Origin of the sequence: Muribacter muris (assembly GCF_001038205.1) — a bacterium.
Lineage (GTDB): Bacteria > Pseudomonadota > Gammaproteobacteria > Enterobacterales > Pasteurellaceae > Muribacter > Muribacter muris.
The window spans coordinates 15,763-33,714 of sequence record NZ_JWIZ01000063.1 but is presented as its reverse complement, the minus strand read 5'-3'; the positions used below and the strand labels follow the sequence as shown (position 1 = coordinate 33,714).

The 17,952-nt window shown below is 43.7% G+C and carries 18 protein-coding genes; 12 read left to right on the top strand and 6 right to left on the bottom strand.

Going from position 1 to position 17,952, the window contains the following annotated elements; all coding sequences use genetic code 11:
- The 3 genes from RO21_RS13135 to RO21_RS09670 form a co-directional block, all read left to right on the top strand.
- Positions 1 to 1,404 (top strand): factor H binding protein domain-containing protein (locus RO21_RS13135; RefSeq protein ID WP_047977584.1); only part of this gene is annotated, 1,404 nt, incomplete at its 5' end.
- A gap of 189 nt (positions 1,405 to 1,593) precedes the next feature.
- The gene (locus tag RO21_RS12940) at positions 1,594 to 2,106 is read left to right on the top strand and encodes a tetratricopeptide repeat protein (protein WP_157019742.1); all 513 of its coding nucleotides are present in this window, start codon (positions 1,594 to 1,596) and stop codon (positions 2,104 to 2,106) included.
- A complete protein-coding gene (locus RO21_RS09670; RefSeq protein ID WP_157019739.1) occupies positions 2,067 to 3,017 on the top strand; it encodes a surface lipoprotein assembly modifier in 951 nt (316 codons plus the stop codon). Before RO21_RS12940 ends, RO21_RS09670 begins: the two co-directional genes overlap by 40 nt.
- Positions 3,018 to 3,212: 195 nt before the next feature.
- On the opposite strand, the gene RO21_RS09665 is transcribed toward RO21_RS09670, so the two are convergent.
- Together RO21_RS09665 and RO21_RS09660 are read right to left on the bottom strand one after the other, a co-directional pair.
- On the bottom strand, positions 3,213 to 3,908 hold the full coding sequence (locus RO21_RS09665) for a hypothetical protein (protein WP_047977583.1): 696 nt from the start codon (positions 3,906 to 3,908) through the stop codon (positions 3,213 to 3,215).
- Positions 3,909 to 3,955: 47 nt separating this feature from the next.
- Positions 3,956 to 4,378: a DUF2628 domain-containing protein gene (locus RO21_RS09660; RefSeq protein ID WP_047977582.1), complete on the bottom strand. Its 423-nt coding sequence runs from the start codon at positions 4,376 to 4,378 to the stop codon at positions 3,956 to 3,958.
- A gap of 152 nt (positions 4,379 to 4,530) precedes the next feature.
- Between RO21_RS09660 and artP the strand changes: the two genes are divergently transcribed.
- The 4 genes from artP to artM are packed head-to-tail and all read left to right on the top strand — an operon-like array spanning position 4,531 to position 7,363.
- Positions 4,531 to 5,265, top strand: a complete 735-nt coding sequence (gene artP, locus RO21_RS09655; RefSeq protein WP_047977581.1) for an arginine ABC transporter ATP-binding protein ArtP — start codon at positions 4,531 to 4,533, stop codon at positions 5,263 to 5,265.
- A 17-nt stretch (positions 5,266 to 5,282) separates the two neighbouring features.
- The gene (locus RO21_RS09650) at positions 5,283 to 6,002 is read left to right on the top strand and encodes a transporter substrate-binding domain-containing protein (RefSeq protein WP_047977580.1); all 720 of its coding nucleotides are present in this window, start codon (positions 5,283 to 5,285) and stop codon (positions 6,000 to 6,002) included.
- Between the two features lie 6 nt (positions 6,003 to 6,008).
- A complete protein-coding gene (gene artQ / locus RO21_RS09645; RefSeq protein ID WP_047977579.1) occupies positions 6,009 to 6,680 on the top strand; it encodes an arginine ABC transporter permease ArtQ in 672 nt (223 codons plus the stop codon).
- The gene (gene artM / locus RO21_RS09640; protein ID WP_047977578.1) at positions 6,680 to 7,363 is read left to right on the top strand and encodes an arginine ABC transporter permease ArtM; all 684 of its coding nucleotides are present in this window, start codon (positions 6,680 to 6,682) and stop codon (positions 7,361 to 7,363) included. The genes artQ and artM overlap by 1 nt, the downstream gene beginning before the upstream one ends.
- Positions 7,364 to 8,008: 645 nt before the next feature.
- Here artM and RO21_RS09630 read toward each other — a convergent pair.
- Entirely contained in the window at positions 8,009 to 8,221 is a 213-nt protein-coding gene (locus RO21_RS09630) for a YgjV family protein (RefSeq protein WP_047977577.1), read from the bottom strand.
- Between the two features lie 861 nt (positions 8,222 to 9,082).
- Between RO21_RS09630 and RO21_RS09625 the strand changes: the two genes are divergently transcribed.
- The 3 genes from RO21_RS09625 to RO21_RS09615 all read left to right on the top strand — a co-directional run bounded on the left by RO21_RS09625 (position 9,083) and on the right by RO21_RS09615 (position 12,698).
- Entirely contained in the window at positions 9,083 to 10,933 is a 1,851-nt protein-coding gene (locus RO21_RS09625; protein ID WP_047977576.1) for a PTS mannitol transporter subunit IICBA, read from the top strand.
- 92 nt (positions 10,934 to 11,025) lie between these two features.
- Positions 11,026 to 12,171, top strand: coding sequence for a mannitol-1-phosphate 5-dehydrogenase (locus RO21_RS09620; protein WP_047977575.1), 1,146 nt, complete (start codon positions 11,026 to 11,028; stop codon positions 12,169 to 12,171).
- Between the two features lie 2 nt (positions 12,172 to 12,173).
- Positions 12,174 to 12,698, top strand: coding sequence for an MltR family transcriptional regulator (locus tag RO21_RS09615; protein ID WP_047977586.1), 525 nt, complete (start codon positions 12,174 to 12,176; stop codon positions 12,696 to 12,698).
- Between the two features lie 45 nt (positions 12,699 to 12,743).
- On the opposite strand, the gene tpx is transcribed toward RO21_RS09615, so the two are convergent.
- Entirely contained in the window at positions 12,744 to 13,244 is a 501-nt protein-coding gene (tpx, locus tag RO21_RS09610) for a thiol peroxidase (protein WP_047977574.1), read from the bottom strand.
- 369 nt (positions 13,245 to 13,613) lie between these two features.
- Between tpx and corA the strand changes: the two genes are divergently transcribed.
- Positions 13,614 to 14,579 (top strand): magnesium/cobalt transporter CorA, encoded by a 966-nt coding sequence (gene corA, locus RO21_RS09605; protein ID WP_047977573.1) that lies wholly within the window; start codon positions 13,614 to 13,616, stop codon positions 14,577 to 14,579.
- Positions 14,580 to 14,682: 103 nt separating this feature from the next.
- On the opposite strand, the gene gmk is transcribed toward corA, so the two are convergent.
- Positions 14,683 to 15,306 carry a guanylate kinase gene (gene gmk / locus RO21_RS09600; RefSeq protein ID WP_047977572.1) on the bottom strand — a complete coding sequence of 208 codons (624 nt, stop codon included), beginning with the start codon at positions 15,304 to 15,306 and terminating at the stop codon, positions 14,683 to 14,685.
- Between the two features lie 56 nt (positions 15,307 to 15,362).
- Positions 15,363 to 15,842 (bottom strand): xanthine phosphoribosyltransferase, encoded by a 480-nt coding sequence (gpt, locus tag RO21_RS09595; RefSeq protein ID WP_047977571.1) that lies wholly within the window; start codon positions 15,840 to 15,842, stop codon positions 15,363 to 15,365.
- Between the two features lie 174 nt (positions 15,843 to 16,016).
- On the opposite strand from gpt, the gene RO21_RS09590 reads away from it, so the two are divergent.
- On the top strand, positions 16,017 to 17,471 hold the full coding sequence (locus RO21_RS09590) for an aminoacyl-histidine dipeptidase (protein WP_047977570.1): 1,455 nt from the start codon (positions 16,017 to 16,019) through the stop codon (positions 17,469 to 17,471).
- Positions 17,472 to 17,952: the final 481 nt, after the last annotated feature.

Below are 17,952 nucleotides of genomic sequence, written 5' to 3'. Positions count from 1 at the left end.
GCTCGTCAGCAATTAGCGGTAGCACAGAAAAGTGTTGCCGACAGTGCAAAACGCTTGGAAGCGGAAACGGCGAAAGTAAACAGTGAAGCCGAAGCGAAACAAGCGGCACAACGTGAGTTAGAAACTGCTCGTCAGCAATTAGCGGCAGCACAGAAAAATGTTGCCGACAGTGCAAAACGTTTGGAGGCGGAAACGGCGAAAGTAAACAGTGAAGCCCAAGCGAAACAAGCGGCACAACGTGAGTTAGAAACTGCTCGTCAGCAATTAGCGGCAGCGCAGAAAAATGTTGCCGACGGTGCAAAACGTTTGGAAGCGGAAACAGCTAAAACAAACAGTGAAGCCGAAGCGAAAAAAGCGGCACAACGTGAGTTAGAAACTGCTCGTCAGCAATTAGCGGCAGCCCAAAAAAATGTAGCGGACAGTGCAAAACGCTTGGAAGCGGAAACGGCGAAAGTCAACAGCGAAGCCGAAGCGAAACAAGCGGCGCAACGTGAGTTGGAAACGGCTCGTCAGCAATTAGCAGAGGCTCAAAAACAGCTTGAAGAGAAAGCGCAGGAAAATGCCGCTTTAAATAGCCAAAATGAAGCATTAAATCAAGAGTTAGCCCCACACCGTGAAGAAGCCGAGCGTAAACGCCAAGCACAAGAAGCCGAAGCACAACGTTGGGCATTTTTAAGTGATGGTAGTCAGTGGCGATATTTGGAGAAAAACTCACACGATAACAAAATTATACAAGGACCTGATGCTGGTAAAAGAAGCGATAGTAAAGTTGCTCACTTATCTCCTCGAGGGCAAGCTGAAAAATGGGAATTACAACGTGCGATCAACTTTAATGATGCACCTGTATCTGATGAGGTACAGCAATTACCTGTAACGGCAACTAAGAAAGGGTTGAATAACGATGTCGAAGTACAAATTGCTACTGCGCATTTTGTTAATCAGCAGTACTCAACCTATGCGAATTGGACACGTACTGATTCAATTACCGATAATGATTTATTGAGTTCTCCAAGCTATCTTTCCGTGCCAACCAGCCGTGATTCCTTTGATAACTCAGCTTATCTGCAAACATCACCGAAAGCGACTTACAGAGGCAAAGCACTAGAAGCAGAAGATTTTATTTTGGGGGATAGCTCAAAATTAACCATAGGAAATTTAATTTTAAATGCTGATTTTAATCAAGGAACGGTAAGTGGTGAGCTTACTAATATGAGAGGGGGGACTTATACGCTTAAGCCAGGGGATATTAGTTATTCCAAACAGAATAATTTGATTTTTTCGGGTACAGTTGACACAGGTTTGTTAAAAGATGAAACCTACAAGGGCATTTTTGCCGGACCAAATGCGGAAGAAGTGGTTGGGCGAGCAGGAAATAATATCTCCTTCGGCGGCAAACGCCAATAATTGCCTGAATTTAAGTGCGTAAAATGATGTTGCAATGAACAATATCATATTTTGCTAAAAGTAGGGACGCGTGGTGTGCGTCCTTATTTAATCGCAGATTGATGTTGGGTGCAATGCTTCCCTACCGATAAGCACAGGTTCAACGGCAACATCATTGTGCATTTTGTTTGGTTTAAGTGAGGTGAATCAATGAAATCATCATCTTCCTTCCCCTGTGCGATTTTGACATTAGCGTGCTTGCCGCCGGCACTTTGGGCAAATTCGCCTGAATTGGAGGTGAAAGTTGCGACCCCTGCTCCCCGCCCGCAAGCGGTCAGAATGGTGGGGAATTTTGCGAATTTCGATCCTGCCGAGCTGAAAACGGCGACCACAAAAGAGCTGCGGGAAAATCCTGAATTAACCCGTACTTTGCTGAATCGGGTGATTGACAGCGGGCAGTTTCATTTGCTGCCCGATTTGTTGGCGATTTACCGCCAAACCGCCCAGCCCGATCCGATTTTGATTGATTATAGCGAGGCGATTTTGTTCGGCTTGCGGGGGGAATATCGGCGGGGGATTGCCCTGTATCAACGTATCTTAGCCTCTCACCCCGATTTTGACCCCGTCCGTTTCCGTTTGGCACAAATGCTGTTTGACGATCGGCAACTGACCATTTTCGCCGTTTGCAAGCGGTCAGATTACCGCCGCAAATTGCAACCTTAACCACGCAATATTTGGCAGCGATTGAACAACGCTCGCAGTGGCAGTTTCATTTTGGGGTGAATTATTTGCAGGAAAACAATGTGAATAATGCCTCCGCCGATCGCTATATTTACCTCGGTAATGTGCCGTTTGAGAAAACGCCGGACTCGCTGCCGCAAAAAGCCCACGGGTTGAACTATGTGTTTAATGCGGAAAAAAGCCTCAATTTATTCGGCTCTCACTACGCCAAAATTGAGAATAATTTCCACGGCAAAACCTTTTGGGATAATCACGCTTATGACGACCAAGCCAACCGCTTAGCTGTCGGCTACCAATACCAACGGGCGAAAACCGGCGTGGCGTTGTTGCCGTTTTATGAAATGCGTTGGTACGGCAATCACCGTTATAATCGTGGCTACGGTGTGCGAGGGGAACTGAACCACTGGTTCAGCCCGAAATGGCAGCTTTCACTGGCGACAGAGCGGGGCGAGCTAAAACATCGGGCGGCGGAAAATCGTGCGGCAGACGGGCATAATCTGTTGTTGTCCGCTACACTGTTACATTTGCTGAATGCCAACAGCTATCTCTATCTCGGTTCGGATTATTTGGCGGATCGCCCTCGTGAAGATGCATTCGGCTCTGATCGCAAAACGGTGCGTCTGGGTTGGGGGCAGGCGTGGTGGGGCGGCATTTCTTCCCGTGTTCAGTTGAGCTACGGCAAGCGGGATTTTTTAGCGTCGCACAAATTGTTCCGCCAAGTCCGCCACGATAAAGAGTGGGCGGCAACGCTCACCCTGTGGAAACGGGATTTTCATTATTGGGGCATTACACCGAAGCTGACTTTTAGCTATAACAAGGTGAAATCTAATTTAGCGCAGCTCTATTCTACCGAGAAAAAACGCCTGTTTTTGAGCTTGGAAAAAGCGTTTTAACATCGCAAGCGGTGAGTTGGTGGGGGAGTATTGCAAATTATCAGGATTATGTCGCCGTTGCACAAAATAAGATAACATTATTTCGCAATATGATTAAACGGACGCAAGTGTTGCGTCCCTACTGATGAGCCGTTACTTAGCATTGTGCAGTTGCGATATAATTTTGCAAAAAATCTCCCCTAACCGACCGCTTGCTTATTTCCAGCAGAAGCGGGCATCGGTATTTTCCGCTTTGCGTTTAGCCAAAAAATCCGCTTTCTTTTTCGGATCTTTCAAGTAGTTTTCACTTTCCTGAAAGTTTTTATCCAGTGCTTTTTCACTTTGTGCGAGGGCTTTTTTGCGATCTGGCTGTTTTGAGGGGAGTTGCGCTAAAAAGAGGGCTTGGTAAGGGTGATCTTTGACCCATTGCAATGCTTTGCGTTTGATTTTGCTGTTCTTGGCGTGATCGCAAAAGGCGTAAGGAAGAATAAATTTGCCAACTAATGTGGCAAAGCTACTGTATTCCGCCAGTGAGGATTTGGGTAAATCTAACACGTCCATCGCCGTGATTAAGCGGTATCTGCCCGCATAAAACCAAAATACCGCATCATCTCTCAGCCCAAGATCGTAGGAACGTGCGGCAAGGGTAAACATTACCATTGGTGTGATAAGCTGCGGTTCTTTTTCGACCTGTGCGATCGCTTTTTTCAGTGAGGCGACCGAGTTGGATTTCAAAAGTGGATCAAGTTCGGGGTGTACCGCAACGTGCTCGACTTTGCCGCCGTGGGCAGAATAGTAGGGAGTGATATAAATGTCGATACTGCGGACTTGTTGGCTGTTATCGGCAAAAGCAAGGGCGCTTAAAGCGGTAAACGAAGCACAAAGAAAAGTAAAATAAGCGTTTAATTTCATCGTGTTATTTCCTTAAAAAATCAGCACGCAGTTGCGTGCTGTGAAGATTATGATTCAAACGGATTCCAACTTTTAGACCCTTTCACTTTATGAAGGTAGTAAGCTTTATTTGCTGTTTTGGCATAAATAAAGGCGAATAATAAACCGATTGCGTTTGCAATGGCATCGACCGTTCGATCAGGTACATTAAGGATAGCAATAATGATACTTACGATAATGCCAACCACCAGATAGAGACCAATGATACTCAGATTTTTACGCCAAAGCCCCAGCACAAAGAAATAAATAAAGCCAAAGAATAGGGCTATAAAATTGAGTTCTTGCCACCGTTTTTCGAAAAAAGAGAGGGATTTAAAGGCTTGTTTATATTCCGGCGCGCTTTCTTTCGTGCCGTATTTGTCGAAAAAGGCAAAACGTTTTTGCCATTTGGGTTTTAGACCTTCGTACTGTGTGCTGTTGTGTTCAGACATTATTGACTCCTGTTAATGATAAATTAAAACGTAGGCTAGTCTAAGTGAATTGAGTGTAAGCGTCAATTTATCCGTTATAAAATACGCTTGCATAACTATGCAAAAATATTTAATATTCATTCAGTTATTTATATTAGTAGGATTTTAGTGAAATGGCGATTCGCATCAGCAACGTCAATTTTTTTTATGGCGCGCATCAAGCCTTGTTTGACATCAATTTAAACATTGAGAAAGGGGATACGGTCGTCCTGCTCGGGCCAAGCGGTGCAGGAAAAAGTACGCTTATTCGAACGCTGAATCTAATGGAAGTGCCGCAATCCGGCTCGTTGGAAATAGCCAATCACCGCTTTGATCTGAGCGCAAAAGCGGACAGTAAGCAGGTAGGATTATTACGCCGTGAGGTCGGGATGGTATTTCAGCAATATCATCTCTGGCCGCATCTTAATGTGATGCAAAACTTAATTGAAGCACCGATGAAAGTGTTGGGGCTGGCAAAAGATGCGGCGGTTGAGCGGGCGAAAGGTCTGCTTGCTCGCTTGCAATTAGCGGAATTTGCCGAACGTTTTCCGCTGCAACTTTCCGGCGGGCAACAACAACGGGTGGCGATTGCTCGGGCGTTGATGATGCAGCCGCAAGTGTTGCTGTTTGATGAGCCGACCGCCGCACTCGATCCGGAAATTACTGCTCAAGTAGTTGATATTATTAAAGAATTACAGGGAACGGGTATTACACAAGTGATTGTTACCCACGAAGTTGCCGTTGCCCGTAAAACGGCGACCAAAGTGGTCTATATGGAAAAAGGCAAAATCATTGAATTTGGTGATGCGAGTTGTTTTGAGCGTCCTCAAACCGAGCAATTTGCCCACTATCTTTCACATTCACACTAATAATCGAGGTAAACACAATGAAAAAATTACTATTAGCAACCCTTTTTGCCACGGCGACAATGGCACACGCCCAAGAGATTACCTTTGCAATGGAACCTAGCTATCCGCCGTTTGAATCGACCAATGAAAAAGGCGAGATTGTTGGCTTTGATGTCGATGTTGCCAACGCGATTTGCCAAGAGATCAATGCGACTTGCCATTTTAAAGCACAAGCCTTTAATGCGTTAATTCCAAGTTTAATCAAAGGACGCGGCTTTGATGCGGCAATTTCGGCGATTGATATTACCGAAGCCCGTGCGAAGCAAGTGGCGTTTACCGATGCCTATTATGAAAGCTCCGCCAGCTTTATTGCGGTGAAAGATAAAGTAACGTTGGAGACGGCAAAAAGTGTCGGCGTACAAAACGGCACAACCTATCAGCAATATGCTAACGCTGAAGCCAAGCAGTATGAAGCAAAAGCCTACGCCAGCCTACAAGATGCGATCTTAGACTTAAAAAACGGGCGGATTGATCTCATTTTTGGCGATACAGATGTGTTAAGAGAGATGTTTGATAAAAATCCGGATCTGGCTTTTATTGGCGAAAGAGTAACAGATAAACGCTATTTCAACAACGGCTTGGGGATCGCGGTGAATAAATCCAATCAAGCGTTGGTGGATAGCCTCAACAAAGGTATTGCCGCCATTAAATCAAGCGGTGAATACCAAAAAATCTATGATAAATGGATGACGAAATAAGGTTTTATGTTTTTTGATTATCTTCCTTTGATCTATTCCGCAACCCTAATGACCTTAGGGTTAGCGGTTTGTTCGTTATTGGTCGGCTTACTGCTTTCCGTATTGTTTGTGGTGCTTGAAATGCACACATGGGCAACGGTGCGCAAATCAATGGCGGTATTTTCCACCTTATTGCGTGGTTTGCCCGAAATTTTAGTGGTTTTTCTGATCTATTTTGGTGCACCGGAAGTGATTGAGCTGATTACCGGTCAATATATTGAGCTTGGGCCTTTCGGTTGCGGTGTGGTTGCCCTTGCGATTATTTTTGCCGCTTACGCTTCCCAATCGCTACGGGGCGCAATTCAAGCCATTCCCCTCGGACAGTGGGAATCCGGTGCGGCGTTGGGGCTAAGCCGTGGCTACACTTTTTTACACATTGTGATGCCGCAAGTTTGGCGGCACGCGCTGCCGGGGTTAAGCAATCAATGGCTGGTTCTGTTGAAAGATACCGCCCTTGTATCATTGATTGGTGCATCGGATTTAATGCGTCAAACGGAGCTGATTAACACCCGCACGCACGAACCGTTTACGTGGTATGGTTTTGCGGCCTTGATCTATTTAGCGATTACCTTAATTAGCCAAGTAATTATCCGCCGTTTAGATCTTCGTTTTACCCGTTTTGAGAGAGGCAACGCATAATGGTGCAAGAATATTTCAACGTAATTGCCCAAGGTATTCCGACCAGCTTAATGCTGACCGCTGTTTCCCTTTCTATTGCCTTTGTGCTAGCGGTGGTGATGACCTTTATACTCTCAATGGAAAACCGTTGGACGAAATCTGTGGTGAACGGCTTTCTAACACTCTTTACCGGCACACCGCTGCTAGTGCAGTTCTTTCTGATTTATTACGGACCGGGGCAATTTCAGTGGATCGTCAATAGCCCGTTTTGGTCGCTACTATCAAATGCGTGGTTTTGTGCAATGTTAGCACTTGCCTTAAACAGCGCGGCTTACACCACTCAACTTTTTCACGGTGCAGTCAAAGCGATCCCGAAAGGACAGTGGGAAACCTGTGCTGCCTTAGGTTTGAACCGTTTGCAAACCCTCAAAATTCTCGTCCCTTACGCCTTAAAACGTGCGTTGCCCTCATACAGTAACGAAATTATTTTAGTGTTTAAAGGCACGTCTCTTGCCTCAACCATCACAATTATGGATATTATGGGCTACGCTCGCCAACTGTACGGCACGGAATATGATGCACTAACGATTTACGGCATTGCCGGTGCGCTCTATCTTATGATTACCGGCATAATGACACTGTTATTGCGTAAACTGGAACATAAAGTGTTGGCGTTTGAGCGTTTGGAATTGGAAAAGGCTTAACCTAAAATGGCAACAAGCGGTCGGTTTGGTCAGATTTTTTGCAATTATGTTACTGTTTATTGAGTATTACTTATTGTATTGATACTCTCACTTTACAAGATTTTTAATGTAATCGACTGCGTATTGAGTTAAATTTAAGCATATAAATAGGCATATAAAATAAATACATCATCAGCTACTTGTGATGGCAGACGTAGATGTTTGAAAGGTTTGATGACCCTTCCAACTCAAATGTGTCAATTTCATTTAGTCTCAATCATAATGAGAGCACTAAGAAATAAGGAAAAGTATCAATTATTTTTAAATAAGTGCTAGGAGAAAACGAATGACCTCCCCTATAAACATCGCATGTTAGAAAGAGCCTATGCAAGTCTAAAATGTTATATGGATTATATTTTTATGTATAAGAAATCTCCTAAATTAAATATTAAAAAGGCAGTAAATAGGATAGAAGGGTTGTTCAAAGCATCAAAGATAGATTACGTCCACATAGTGGCTTAGTAAGAGGGAATAAGATATTGTTTATAAAATATTTTTAAATAAAAATAGTTGGTAAAGATCACTAAAAATAATCATCGTTATTAGCTTTTCTCCTATAGATCCAATAAAAAGCGGTTTATTTTGTAAAACGCACCGCTTGTATAGCTAGTGCTTTGCTTTCCAAATATAGTAACCGTTTACAACTGCCACAAACGTATTTAGCCCCATTACCGGATATGAGCCGATTAACCCACCGTAAATCACAAAACAAACTGCCCCAGCCGCATTCACCAAACGCAGCTTTATCACATCTTTGAGTAAAAACGAGCAAGCTACCATCGCCATTGCAATATAGCCTAGTATTTCTGTACCGTTCATCCTAACGCCTTACACTATCAATAAAGTGCTATTTTACCTGTTTTCACTCAACTTGTCGGCAAGCTTTTACAACGCAAAGGTTTACGTTAAGTTTTAAATTGGGAATCTTATTATACCTGCTAAAACTTGAGTTTTGCTTACTGTATAGAAACATTCATTGCTATTCATCATAAAATCATTGCTATATATGCTTAAATTATCAGTAAGGCAATATTCTGATTATCACCTTGAAATATTGATACTTTTTCATTTTCTACATAGAGCTAGAAATTTGCAAAATGTGGATAACCTTGTGGGTAAGATGAATATTGATTGGTGGCGATAAACAATAACTGCAGGGAAATCTTTTTGCCTAAAATTTATGTCTCACATAATATTTCCTTACCTCTGTCTAAACAGACATAACATTGCTGAATTTATTAACATTCTAATCATTTCGGGTAACCCAAATAGAAATAGAGACGGCTTATTCACATTCGCTGCTGATTTATCCCCATCAAATGTGGATAACATTGTGATAGATTGCCAAAATAGACGTGAATAACCGAAAATAACAAGGTATTAAAATACATTTTTAAAGTAAAAACAAAGGGTTAGCTAAATGGGGAAAAGTCGAAGTAGGGCAGAGTATTTTTTAAACAATCTATTTTGATGCAAGCTGACTAATAATGTGATCTAAATCACACTCAAATATTTTTTCAAAACAAAAGTGTGAATTAGATCACATTTTTAAAAATTATCATAATGCATATATGTGATCTACTTCACATTTTTAATTAAATCTGATTGGTAACGGGCTGGGACAATGTTATTTTCTGCTCAAATTAGTTCGATCATTTCTTCCTTTAATACGAGGTCATTATGTCTTCAAATTTGAAAGTGAAAGTCCAAGGGTTTGGGCGTTTTCTCTCTAATATGGTGATGCCGAATATCGGTGCTTTTATCGCGTGGGGGTTTATTACCGCACTATTTATCCCGACAGGTTGGTTGCCAAATGAGCAGTTGGCAAAATTAGTCGGGCCAATGATTACCTATTTACTCCCGCTTTTAATCGGTTATAGTGGCGGGCGGTTAGTCGGCGGTGAACGTGGGGCAGTAGTTGGTGCAATTACAACGATAGGGATCATTGTCGGCTCGGAAATCCCAATGTTTCTCGGTGCAATGATTGTCGGCCCATTAGGCGGTTGGGCAATTAAAACTTTCGATCAATGGGTTGAGGGGAAAGTCAAAAGCGGTTTTGAGATGCTGGTAAACAATTTTTCCGCAGGTATTATCGGTATGTTACTCGCCTTGCTTTCTTTCAGTATTATCGGCGGTTTGGTTACGCAGCTATCACAATTATTGGCAAGCGGTGTTAATAGTTTAGTGGAAGCCAATTTATTACCTTTAACCTCGGTGATTGTTGAGCCGGCAAAAATTTTATTTCTCAATAATGCCATCAATCACGGTATTTTTTCTCCGTTGGGCATTCAGCAATCGGCTGATTTAGGCAAATCCATTTTCTTCTTAATTGAGGCAAATCCCGGTCCAGGGTTAGGCATTTTGTTGGCTTATATCATTTTTGGCAAAGGCTCTGCCAAACAAAGTGCCGGTAGCGCGTCTATCATTCACTTCTTTGGCGGTATTCACGAAATTTATTTCCCTTATGTGTTAATGAATCCTCGGTTAATTATTGCCGTCATTGTTGGTGGAATGACCGGAGTCTTAACCAATAGTTTACTGGGTGGCGGATTAGTTTCCCCAGCTTCACCGGGTTCTATTCTAGCCGTATTAGCAATGACGCCGGGTGGTGCGCATTTAGCGGTAATACTGTCGGTTATTCTCTCTTGTGCGGTAACCTTTGCGATCGCAGCATTATTGTTGAAAACACAAAAAGCGGAACGTTCCCTTGAAGATGCTCAAACTCAGATGAAAGCAATGAAAGCGTCTCAAACGAATGCGGAATTTAAAGGTAACATTCATAAAATCTATGTCGCCTGCGATGCGGGAATGGGATCAAGTGCGATGGGGGCAAGTTTATTGCGTAAAAAAATCAAGGCAGCAGATTTAGCTATTGAGGTACAAAACTTAGCGATTAACGATTTACCGGAAGATGCGCAATTAGTCGTTACTCATCAAGATTTGACAGCTAGAGCACGAAAACAAGCACCAAATGCGCAACATTTATCGCTGACAAACTTTTTGGACGGGGGCGTCTATGATAATTTAGTGGCTAAATTGCGCCATACCACTGCGGTAGCGCCGGTTTCTCTGCCAACAGAGCAGCAACAGGCACAGGGATTAAACTTAACGCCTACGCAAATCTTTTTAAATCTTACGGCTACGACAAAAGAAGAAGCAATCCAATTTGCCGGCGAGCAATTAGTCAAGCTCGGTTTTGCCCAAGCTGACTATATTCCGGCAATGTTTGAGCGGGAAGATCAAGTATCCACTTATCTTGGTGAAGGAATTGCCGTACCACACGGTACGATAGAGGCAAAGGACAAAGTGCTTAAAACAGGCATTGTGTTCTGTCAGTATCGTGATGGTGTACGGTTTAACGAGGAAGAAGACGGTGTTGCAAAATTAGTTATTGGGATAGCTGCGCGTAATAATGAGCATCTACAGGTTGTCAATGCGATTACCAATGCATTGGATGATGAACACACAATGGCGACACTTTTAACGACTAATGATCCCGAGCAGGTTTTATCGTTATTAAGTAAACATTAAACAACGGAGGGGCGTATAGTACGCCCTTCATTCGCACCGCAAAAGGGACAAGCGGTAAGATTCGGATTATTTTTAACAAAAAGGAAACGCAAATGAACGCATTACATTTTGGCGCAGGTAATATTGGACGAGGTTTTATCGGCAAACTATTAGCCGATTCAGGTATTCAGGTTACTTTTGCCGATATTAACCCGACGCAAATTAACCATATCAATCAATACCGGCAATACGGTGTGAAAATCGTCGGTGAAAGTAGCCGTATTGAGCAAGTAAAAAATATTGACGCAATCAACTCAAATGATGAACGAGCCGTCTGCGAAAAAATTCAACAAGTTACATTGATTACAACGGCAGTGGGACCAAATGTCTTAACCCTTCTTGCCCCACTTCTCGCCAAAGGGTTATTGGCACGCCTTGCAGCAAATAACCTAGAGCCGCTCAATATTATTGCTTGTGAAAATATGGTGCGAGGCAGTAGCTTTCTGAAAGCAAAAATTTTTGAGCATCTTACTCTGGCGCAACAACATCAAATTGAGCAATATATCGGTTTTGTCGATTCTGCAGTCGATCGCATTGTTCCGCCTACAGACGCCAATCCAGATGATCCCCTTGAAGTTACAGTTGAAGAATTTAGTGAATGGATTGTCGATAAAACGCAATTTAAAGGTACAATTCCGGCTATTCAAGGTATGGAATTGACCGATAATTTACTGGCGTTTGTGGAACGAAAACTGTTTACTCTTAACACAGGGCATCTTATCTGCGCCTATCTCGGCAAAAAAGCAGGGGTAAACTGGATCAAAGAAGCCATAGCAATCGAGCCCATTTACCAAGCGGTCAAAGCAACAATGGCAGAAAGTGGCGAAGTGCTTATTAAGCGTTATAATTTTGATCCCACTTTGCACGCAGCGTATATTGAAAAAATTCTCAAACGATTTGCCAATCCGTACCTGAATGATGATGTAGATCGTGTCGGACGAGAACCTATTCGCAAATTAAGCCCAAATGATCGCTTGATTAAGCCGCTACTGGGTACTATTGAATTTAATTTGCCTCACCCACACTTGATTGAGGGGGTAGTAATGGCGTTACAATATCGCAATACGAGCGATCCGCAAGCGGTTGAATTAAGTGAATTTATTGCAAATAACGGTATAGAAGCTGCGGTGAAAACATATTGTCAATTAGAGGACGAGTCGGTCATTACACAAATTGCTGCCCGATACAGTCAATGTTAGAGATGCAGAATCAAGATCATTTTATTGAACAATTAAGTGAGGTAGCCTCTTTCCGAGGCTTCCTTGCTTTATCTACCCTACAATTTAATCAACAGATTGAACACCTTATTGAAAGGGTTTTCCGCAAAACAGATTTTGCCCTAAAATCGGTAGTAGATTCATTATTTGAACATCAAGGCCCGCTTTCGGACTTGAGCGTCAGATTAAAATTATTACTGGGTCTAGGCGTAATTTCTGCTCAAGTCTATCAAGATATTCTCACGTTTTTAGAGATGAAAACGGTAATGAGCGATGAGATCAATGAGCCTGCTTTTGCTGATGAGCTGGTTATACAATTTGCGGAGAAATTGCACCATATTGATCTTGAACCTTTTAAGGCGCTTCAAAAAATGACTGTTGGCATTGAGAATAAAGACTCTATCCAACACCAAATGCAGCAGTATCGTCTCGAAAAAATAATGCGTTCCGGTTTGATCTTAGCTATCGCTCACATTTTAGATTCCCTTAATGTCGATAGCCCGCTATAAAAAACAGGGCATCAAAAATGCCCTGTCTCATATCTTCTGATTTTCTTAAGCTAACACTGCCAGTGCTGCGTCATAGTTTGGTTCTTGTTTAATTTCAGGCACAAGCTCGCTATGGATCACGGTATTATTTTCGTCTAATACGATGACGGAACGAGCGGTTAAGCCGGTTAATGGGCCGGTGGCAATGTCCACACCTAATTCGTTGTGAAGCGCTTTACTACGGAAAGTAGAAAGCGTTTGGGCATTTTCAATGCCTTCCGCACCGCAGAAGCGGGCTTGGGCGAAAGGTAAATCCGCTGAAATGCAGAGGACAACCGTATTGGCTAAATTTGCCGCTTTTTGATTGAATACACGCACGGAGGTGGCGCAAATGCCGGTATCAATGCTCGGAAAAATATTTAACACTTTGCGTTTGCCGTCAAAGTCTGACAGAGAAACATTTTCTAAACCATTATTGACTAATGTAAAATTTTTAACCACATCGCCTGCTTTCGGGAATGTACCTGCCACTTCAATCGGTGTGCCGGCTAACGTAATTTGTGTCATAAAAACTCCTTGTGAGTAGAAAAAATCCAACGCAATATAGCGGTTTTTCGGCAAAATGAAAATGAATTTCAGCAATAGCTGTTATAGATTTTGGCAATATGGGTAAATTCTTGCCAATAACTGACCGCTTGTTGACAGCACGATACGGCTTTTTCTTGACGATCTCGGCACAAATCGGTAACATTTCACCCGTTTTTTTCACCTTGAGGATACGCAGTTTGGACAGCCATAGTCGATACTTATCAGCTTTTTACTAAACTCTCGTCCAACTTCCTTATGCAGTTATCGACGAGCGTGTCGGTAGCCCCTGTCAGTATCTTATTTGTCCCTTTTTGTTCATCGCCTCATACCATTTTTTAGGAGTATGAAATGATCAGAGCATTTTCGTTGCAGAACGATCGGCTAGTCAGTGTTGATGAAACGGTTCAAGATCAGTTAAATGATGCGATCTGGATTGATTTGGTCGATCCGAGTGATGATGAGCGGAACGTGTTGGAGCATCGGCTGGATCAAACCCTTGCCGAAGAACACGAATTGGAAGATCTCGAAGCCTCCGCCCGCTTTTTTGAAGATGAAGACGGGCTGCATTTGCACTCTTTTTTCTACTGTTTAGACGATGATGATTACGCCGATATTGCGACAGTCGGCTTTACGATACGGGACGGGCGGTTATTTACCTTGCGTGAGCGGGATTTACCTGCTTTTCGGCTTTACCGAATGCGTTCCCGCCGAGCGAAACTGATTGACGGCAATGCTTATGAATTATTGCTCGATCTGTTTGAAACCAAAATTGAGCAGTTAGCCGATGTGATTGAAACAATTTATGCCGATTTGGAAAAACTCAGCCGTGTAGTGTTAAGCGGTCAAGAAAATCAGAAAAAAGGTGAACATAATTTTGATGATGCCCTCGCCGAGCTGACGGAGCTGGAAGATGCTAGCTCAAAGGTACGGCTATGCTTAATGGATACTCAACGGGCATTGGGTTTTTTAGTGCGCAAAACACGCTTGCCCAACAATCAGCTTGAACAAGCGCGGGATATTATGCGAGATGTGGAATCCTTGCAGCCGCACAATGAATCACTGTTTCAAAAGGTCAATTTCCTGATGCAAGCGGCGATGGGTTTCATCAATATTGAACAGAACCGGATTATGAAATTCTTCTCGGTCGTCTCCGTAATGTTCTTACCCGCAACGTTGGTCGCTTCCACCTACGGAATGAACTTTGAAGTAATGCCGGAACTGCATTTTAAATACGGCTACCCAATGGCTCTCGGCTTAATGGCGTGTGCCGCCGCCGCACCTTATCTCTACTTTAAACGCAAGGGTTGGCTTTAGGGGTAATCACTGCGCAACGGCAACCCTGCCGATAGTTCAAGGACGCCACGCAGGCGTCCATTTATTTGGCATATAATGTCGGATTTTGCCCCAAACAGACCGCTTACACGGTCAGTAATTGAGCAATTAAGCCTTGATGACGAACGCTTTGCACCGATTGTTTCAAACGCTCCGCCACTAAAATACTTTTTAGCTCGTTGAGTGCCGTTTGGAAATCGTCATTGACGATCACATAATCAAACTCGGCATAATGACTCATTTCAGACACCGCTTCATTCATACGCTTCGCAATTGTTTCGGCGGAATCTTGCCCGCGTCCAATCAAGCGTTTTTCCAATTCCGCTTTAGACGGCGGCAGAATAAATACGGTTTTCACATTCGGCAGCTTTTCACGAATTTGCCGTGCACCTTGCCAATCAATGTCCAAAAAGACATCAATGCCTTGTGCCAAACTTTGTTCGATCATCGGTAACGAAGTACCATAATAATTGCCAAACACTTCCGCCCACTCCAGAAAGTGCCCTTGGGCAATCAACTGTTCAAATTCAGCGCGGGAGCTAAAATAGTAATGCACGCCGTCTTGCTCGGCAGGACGAGGCGCGCGGGTTGTATGCGAAATGGAAAGCCGGACTTGGCTGGCAGGTAAATCACTCAATAACGCATTGATAAGCGAGGATTTACCCGCACCGCTTGGCGCAGAAATAATGTATAAATTGCCTAAATTCATCGTTAGTTATCGGTTGGAATAAAAAAGGGACGCTCAACGAGCGTCCGAAAATCTGATTATTTTTTCGCAAGAGGTTGTACGAAAGTGATGCCGAGATCCCACGGTTGCTCAATCCACGTTTCTTGCGGAATATCCACAATGTAATCGTCCACCAACGCTGCCCCTTGCGGTTTGGCAAAGACCGTTACAAAACGGGCTTTCGGGTACATTCTGCGAATTTCACGGGCAGTATTGCCAGTATCGACTAAATCGTCCGCAATGATAAACCCCTCACCGCCATTTTCAAGAGCGGCTGCGTGTAATACGTTTAATTCCCCTTGGCTATCGTGATCGTAACTGGCAATGCACACAGTTTCAACGTGGCGAATATTTAATTCACGGGCAAGTACTGCCGCCGGAAACAGCCCGCCACGGCTGACTGCCACAATGCCTTTCCATTGGTTTGCCGGCAGTAAACGTTCTGCCAATTTGCGCGCGTGCATATGGAACATATCCCACGTGACAACATATTTTTCGTTTGTGTATTTTTCGCTCATTGTCGTTACCTAAAAAAAGTGTGGCAATCGCCACAAAAAGAAACCATCACTCGAAAGGCACTTTCGTGCTATCATTTGGGTACTATTCTACAATAAAATCAAACGGTCGGGCAATTTTTGCAACATTTAATGCTCAACCGACCGCTTGTTATGCAACATAAAGCGAGGTAAACAATGTCTTTAGCCACTCTACAACCGTCATTATTATGGCAATGGTTCGACAAAATCTGCGCAATTCCCCACCCGTCCTATCACGAAGAACCGCTCGCCCAATTTATCGTACAATGGGCAATTTCAAAAAATCTGTTTGTTGAACGGGACGATGCCGGCAATATCCTGATCCGTAAGCCTGCCACCGCAGGTATGGAGAACCGCCCGACCGTTGCTCTGCAAGCGCATTTGGATATGGTGCCGCAAGCCAACGAAGGCACGCAACATAATTTCCAGACCGACCCAATCCAACCCTATATTGACGGAGAATGGGTCAAAGCCAAAGGGACAACCTTAGGGGCAGATAACGGCATCGGTTTAGCCTCGTGCTTGGCGGTGCTTGATGCCAATGATTTAGCTCACCCTGAATTAGAAATTTTACTGACGATGACGGAAGAAGCCGGAATGGAAGGCGCATTAGGGCTGCGTCCGAACTGGCTGAAAGCGGAAATGATGATCAACACTGATACGGAAGATAACGGCGAAATTTACATCGGCTGTGCCGGCGGCGAAGATGCAACGCTCAACCTGCCGATCACCTTTGAGCCTAATCCGTTTAATGCGGCAATGCATATCCAGCTAAAAGGCTTACAAGGCGGGCATTCCGGCTGCGATATTCACACCACTCGTGCCAATGCGATTAAATTACTCGCCAGAATGTTAGCCGAGCTAGATAACCGTTTCGCCTTCCAAATCGCCCACATTCAAGGCGGCTCGGTGCGAAATGCAATCCCACGGGAAGCAGGCGTTTCCCTGGCATTTTTTGCAAAGGATCGGGACGAACTCACCGCTTGTCTTCAACAGATTGAACGCCAATTAGCCCTAGAACTCAACCTTGCCGAGCCGAATTTAACCTTGCATTTGGAAGCTGCCACGCCGACTGCACAAGTCTTTAGCCGTGCCGACTCAACGAAGCTGATCCATTTGCTCAACATCTTGCCAAACGGCATTATCCGACAAAGCGATGTGGTGAAAGATGTGGTAGAAACATCATTGAGTGTAGGCATTCTCACCACTGACGATCAGGGCGTTACGGCACAGATCTTAGTTCGCTCACTGATTGAAAACGGTAAAGCGGATGTGAGAGGCAAACTCAGCTCACTCGCCGCCTTAACCGGTGCAACAGTAGCATTTTCTGGCAGCTACCCCGGCTGGCAACCTGATCCTAAATCAAACATCACCCCGCTGACCAAGCGGATTTACGATCGCATTTTAGGCGATGAAGCCAAAATCAAAGTCATTCACGCCGGACTGGAATGCGGCTTAATTAAAGAGATCTACCCGCATATTGATGTGGTCTCGATCGGCCCGACTATCCGCAATGCCCACTCCCCCGATGAAAAAGTGCATATCCCGGCAGTCGAGATTTACTGGCAGTTGCTGACAGAGATTTTGGCGGAGATATCATATAGAGAATAGAGAAGAGAAATAATAAGGGGGGATCGCCATATTTATTTTTCAATAAATCAAAAGGCAGGTAGGGAAAAATAGTTGGTTGTTACCAGCCACAAAAATTGCGAAAATGAACCACTAAAAAAGCGAAACAAAGCCCCCCTCATTTTAGTGGTTCATCTTTATCCCTTGCCTACAATATCGCTTACTACTTCCGTTTGTCCTATATAAGACTTGCTATCCTATTTCACGAGAGTTACTATTGTCATTGTTTATTATTTATTCAATTAAGGAAACACCTGATGTTCACACTCTATACAAAAGCTGAGCTTATCAGCCTATTTTCCCTACAATTTGTCAGACTGTAGCTGGATTTCACGATAACAAAAGAGTGCTAAAAGACTTAGGCTAATGCTATGTTTTTAACCTACCGATCCGTTTTTTATCAGATAACCGTACCTGTTTGCTATTCGTTTCTCTCCTATATAAACAAGCCCACTAAATTTAA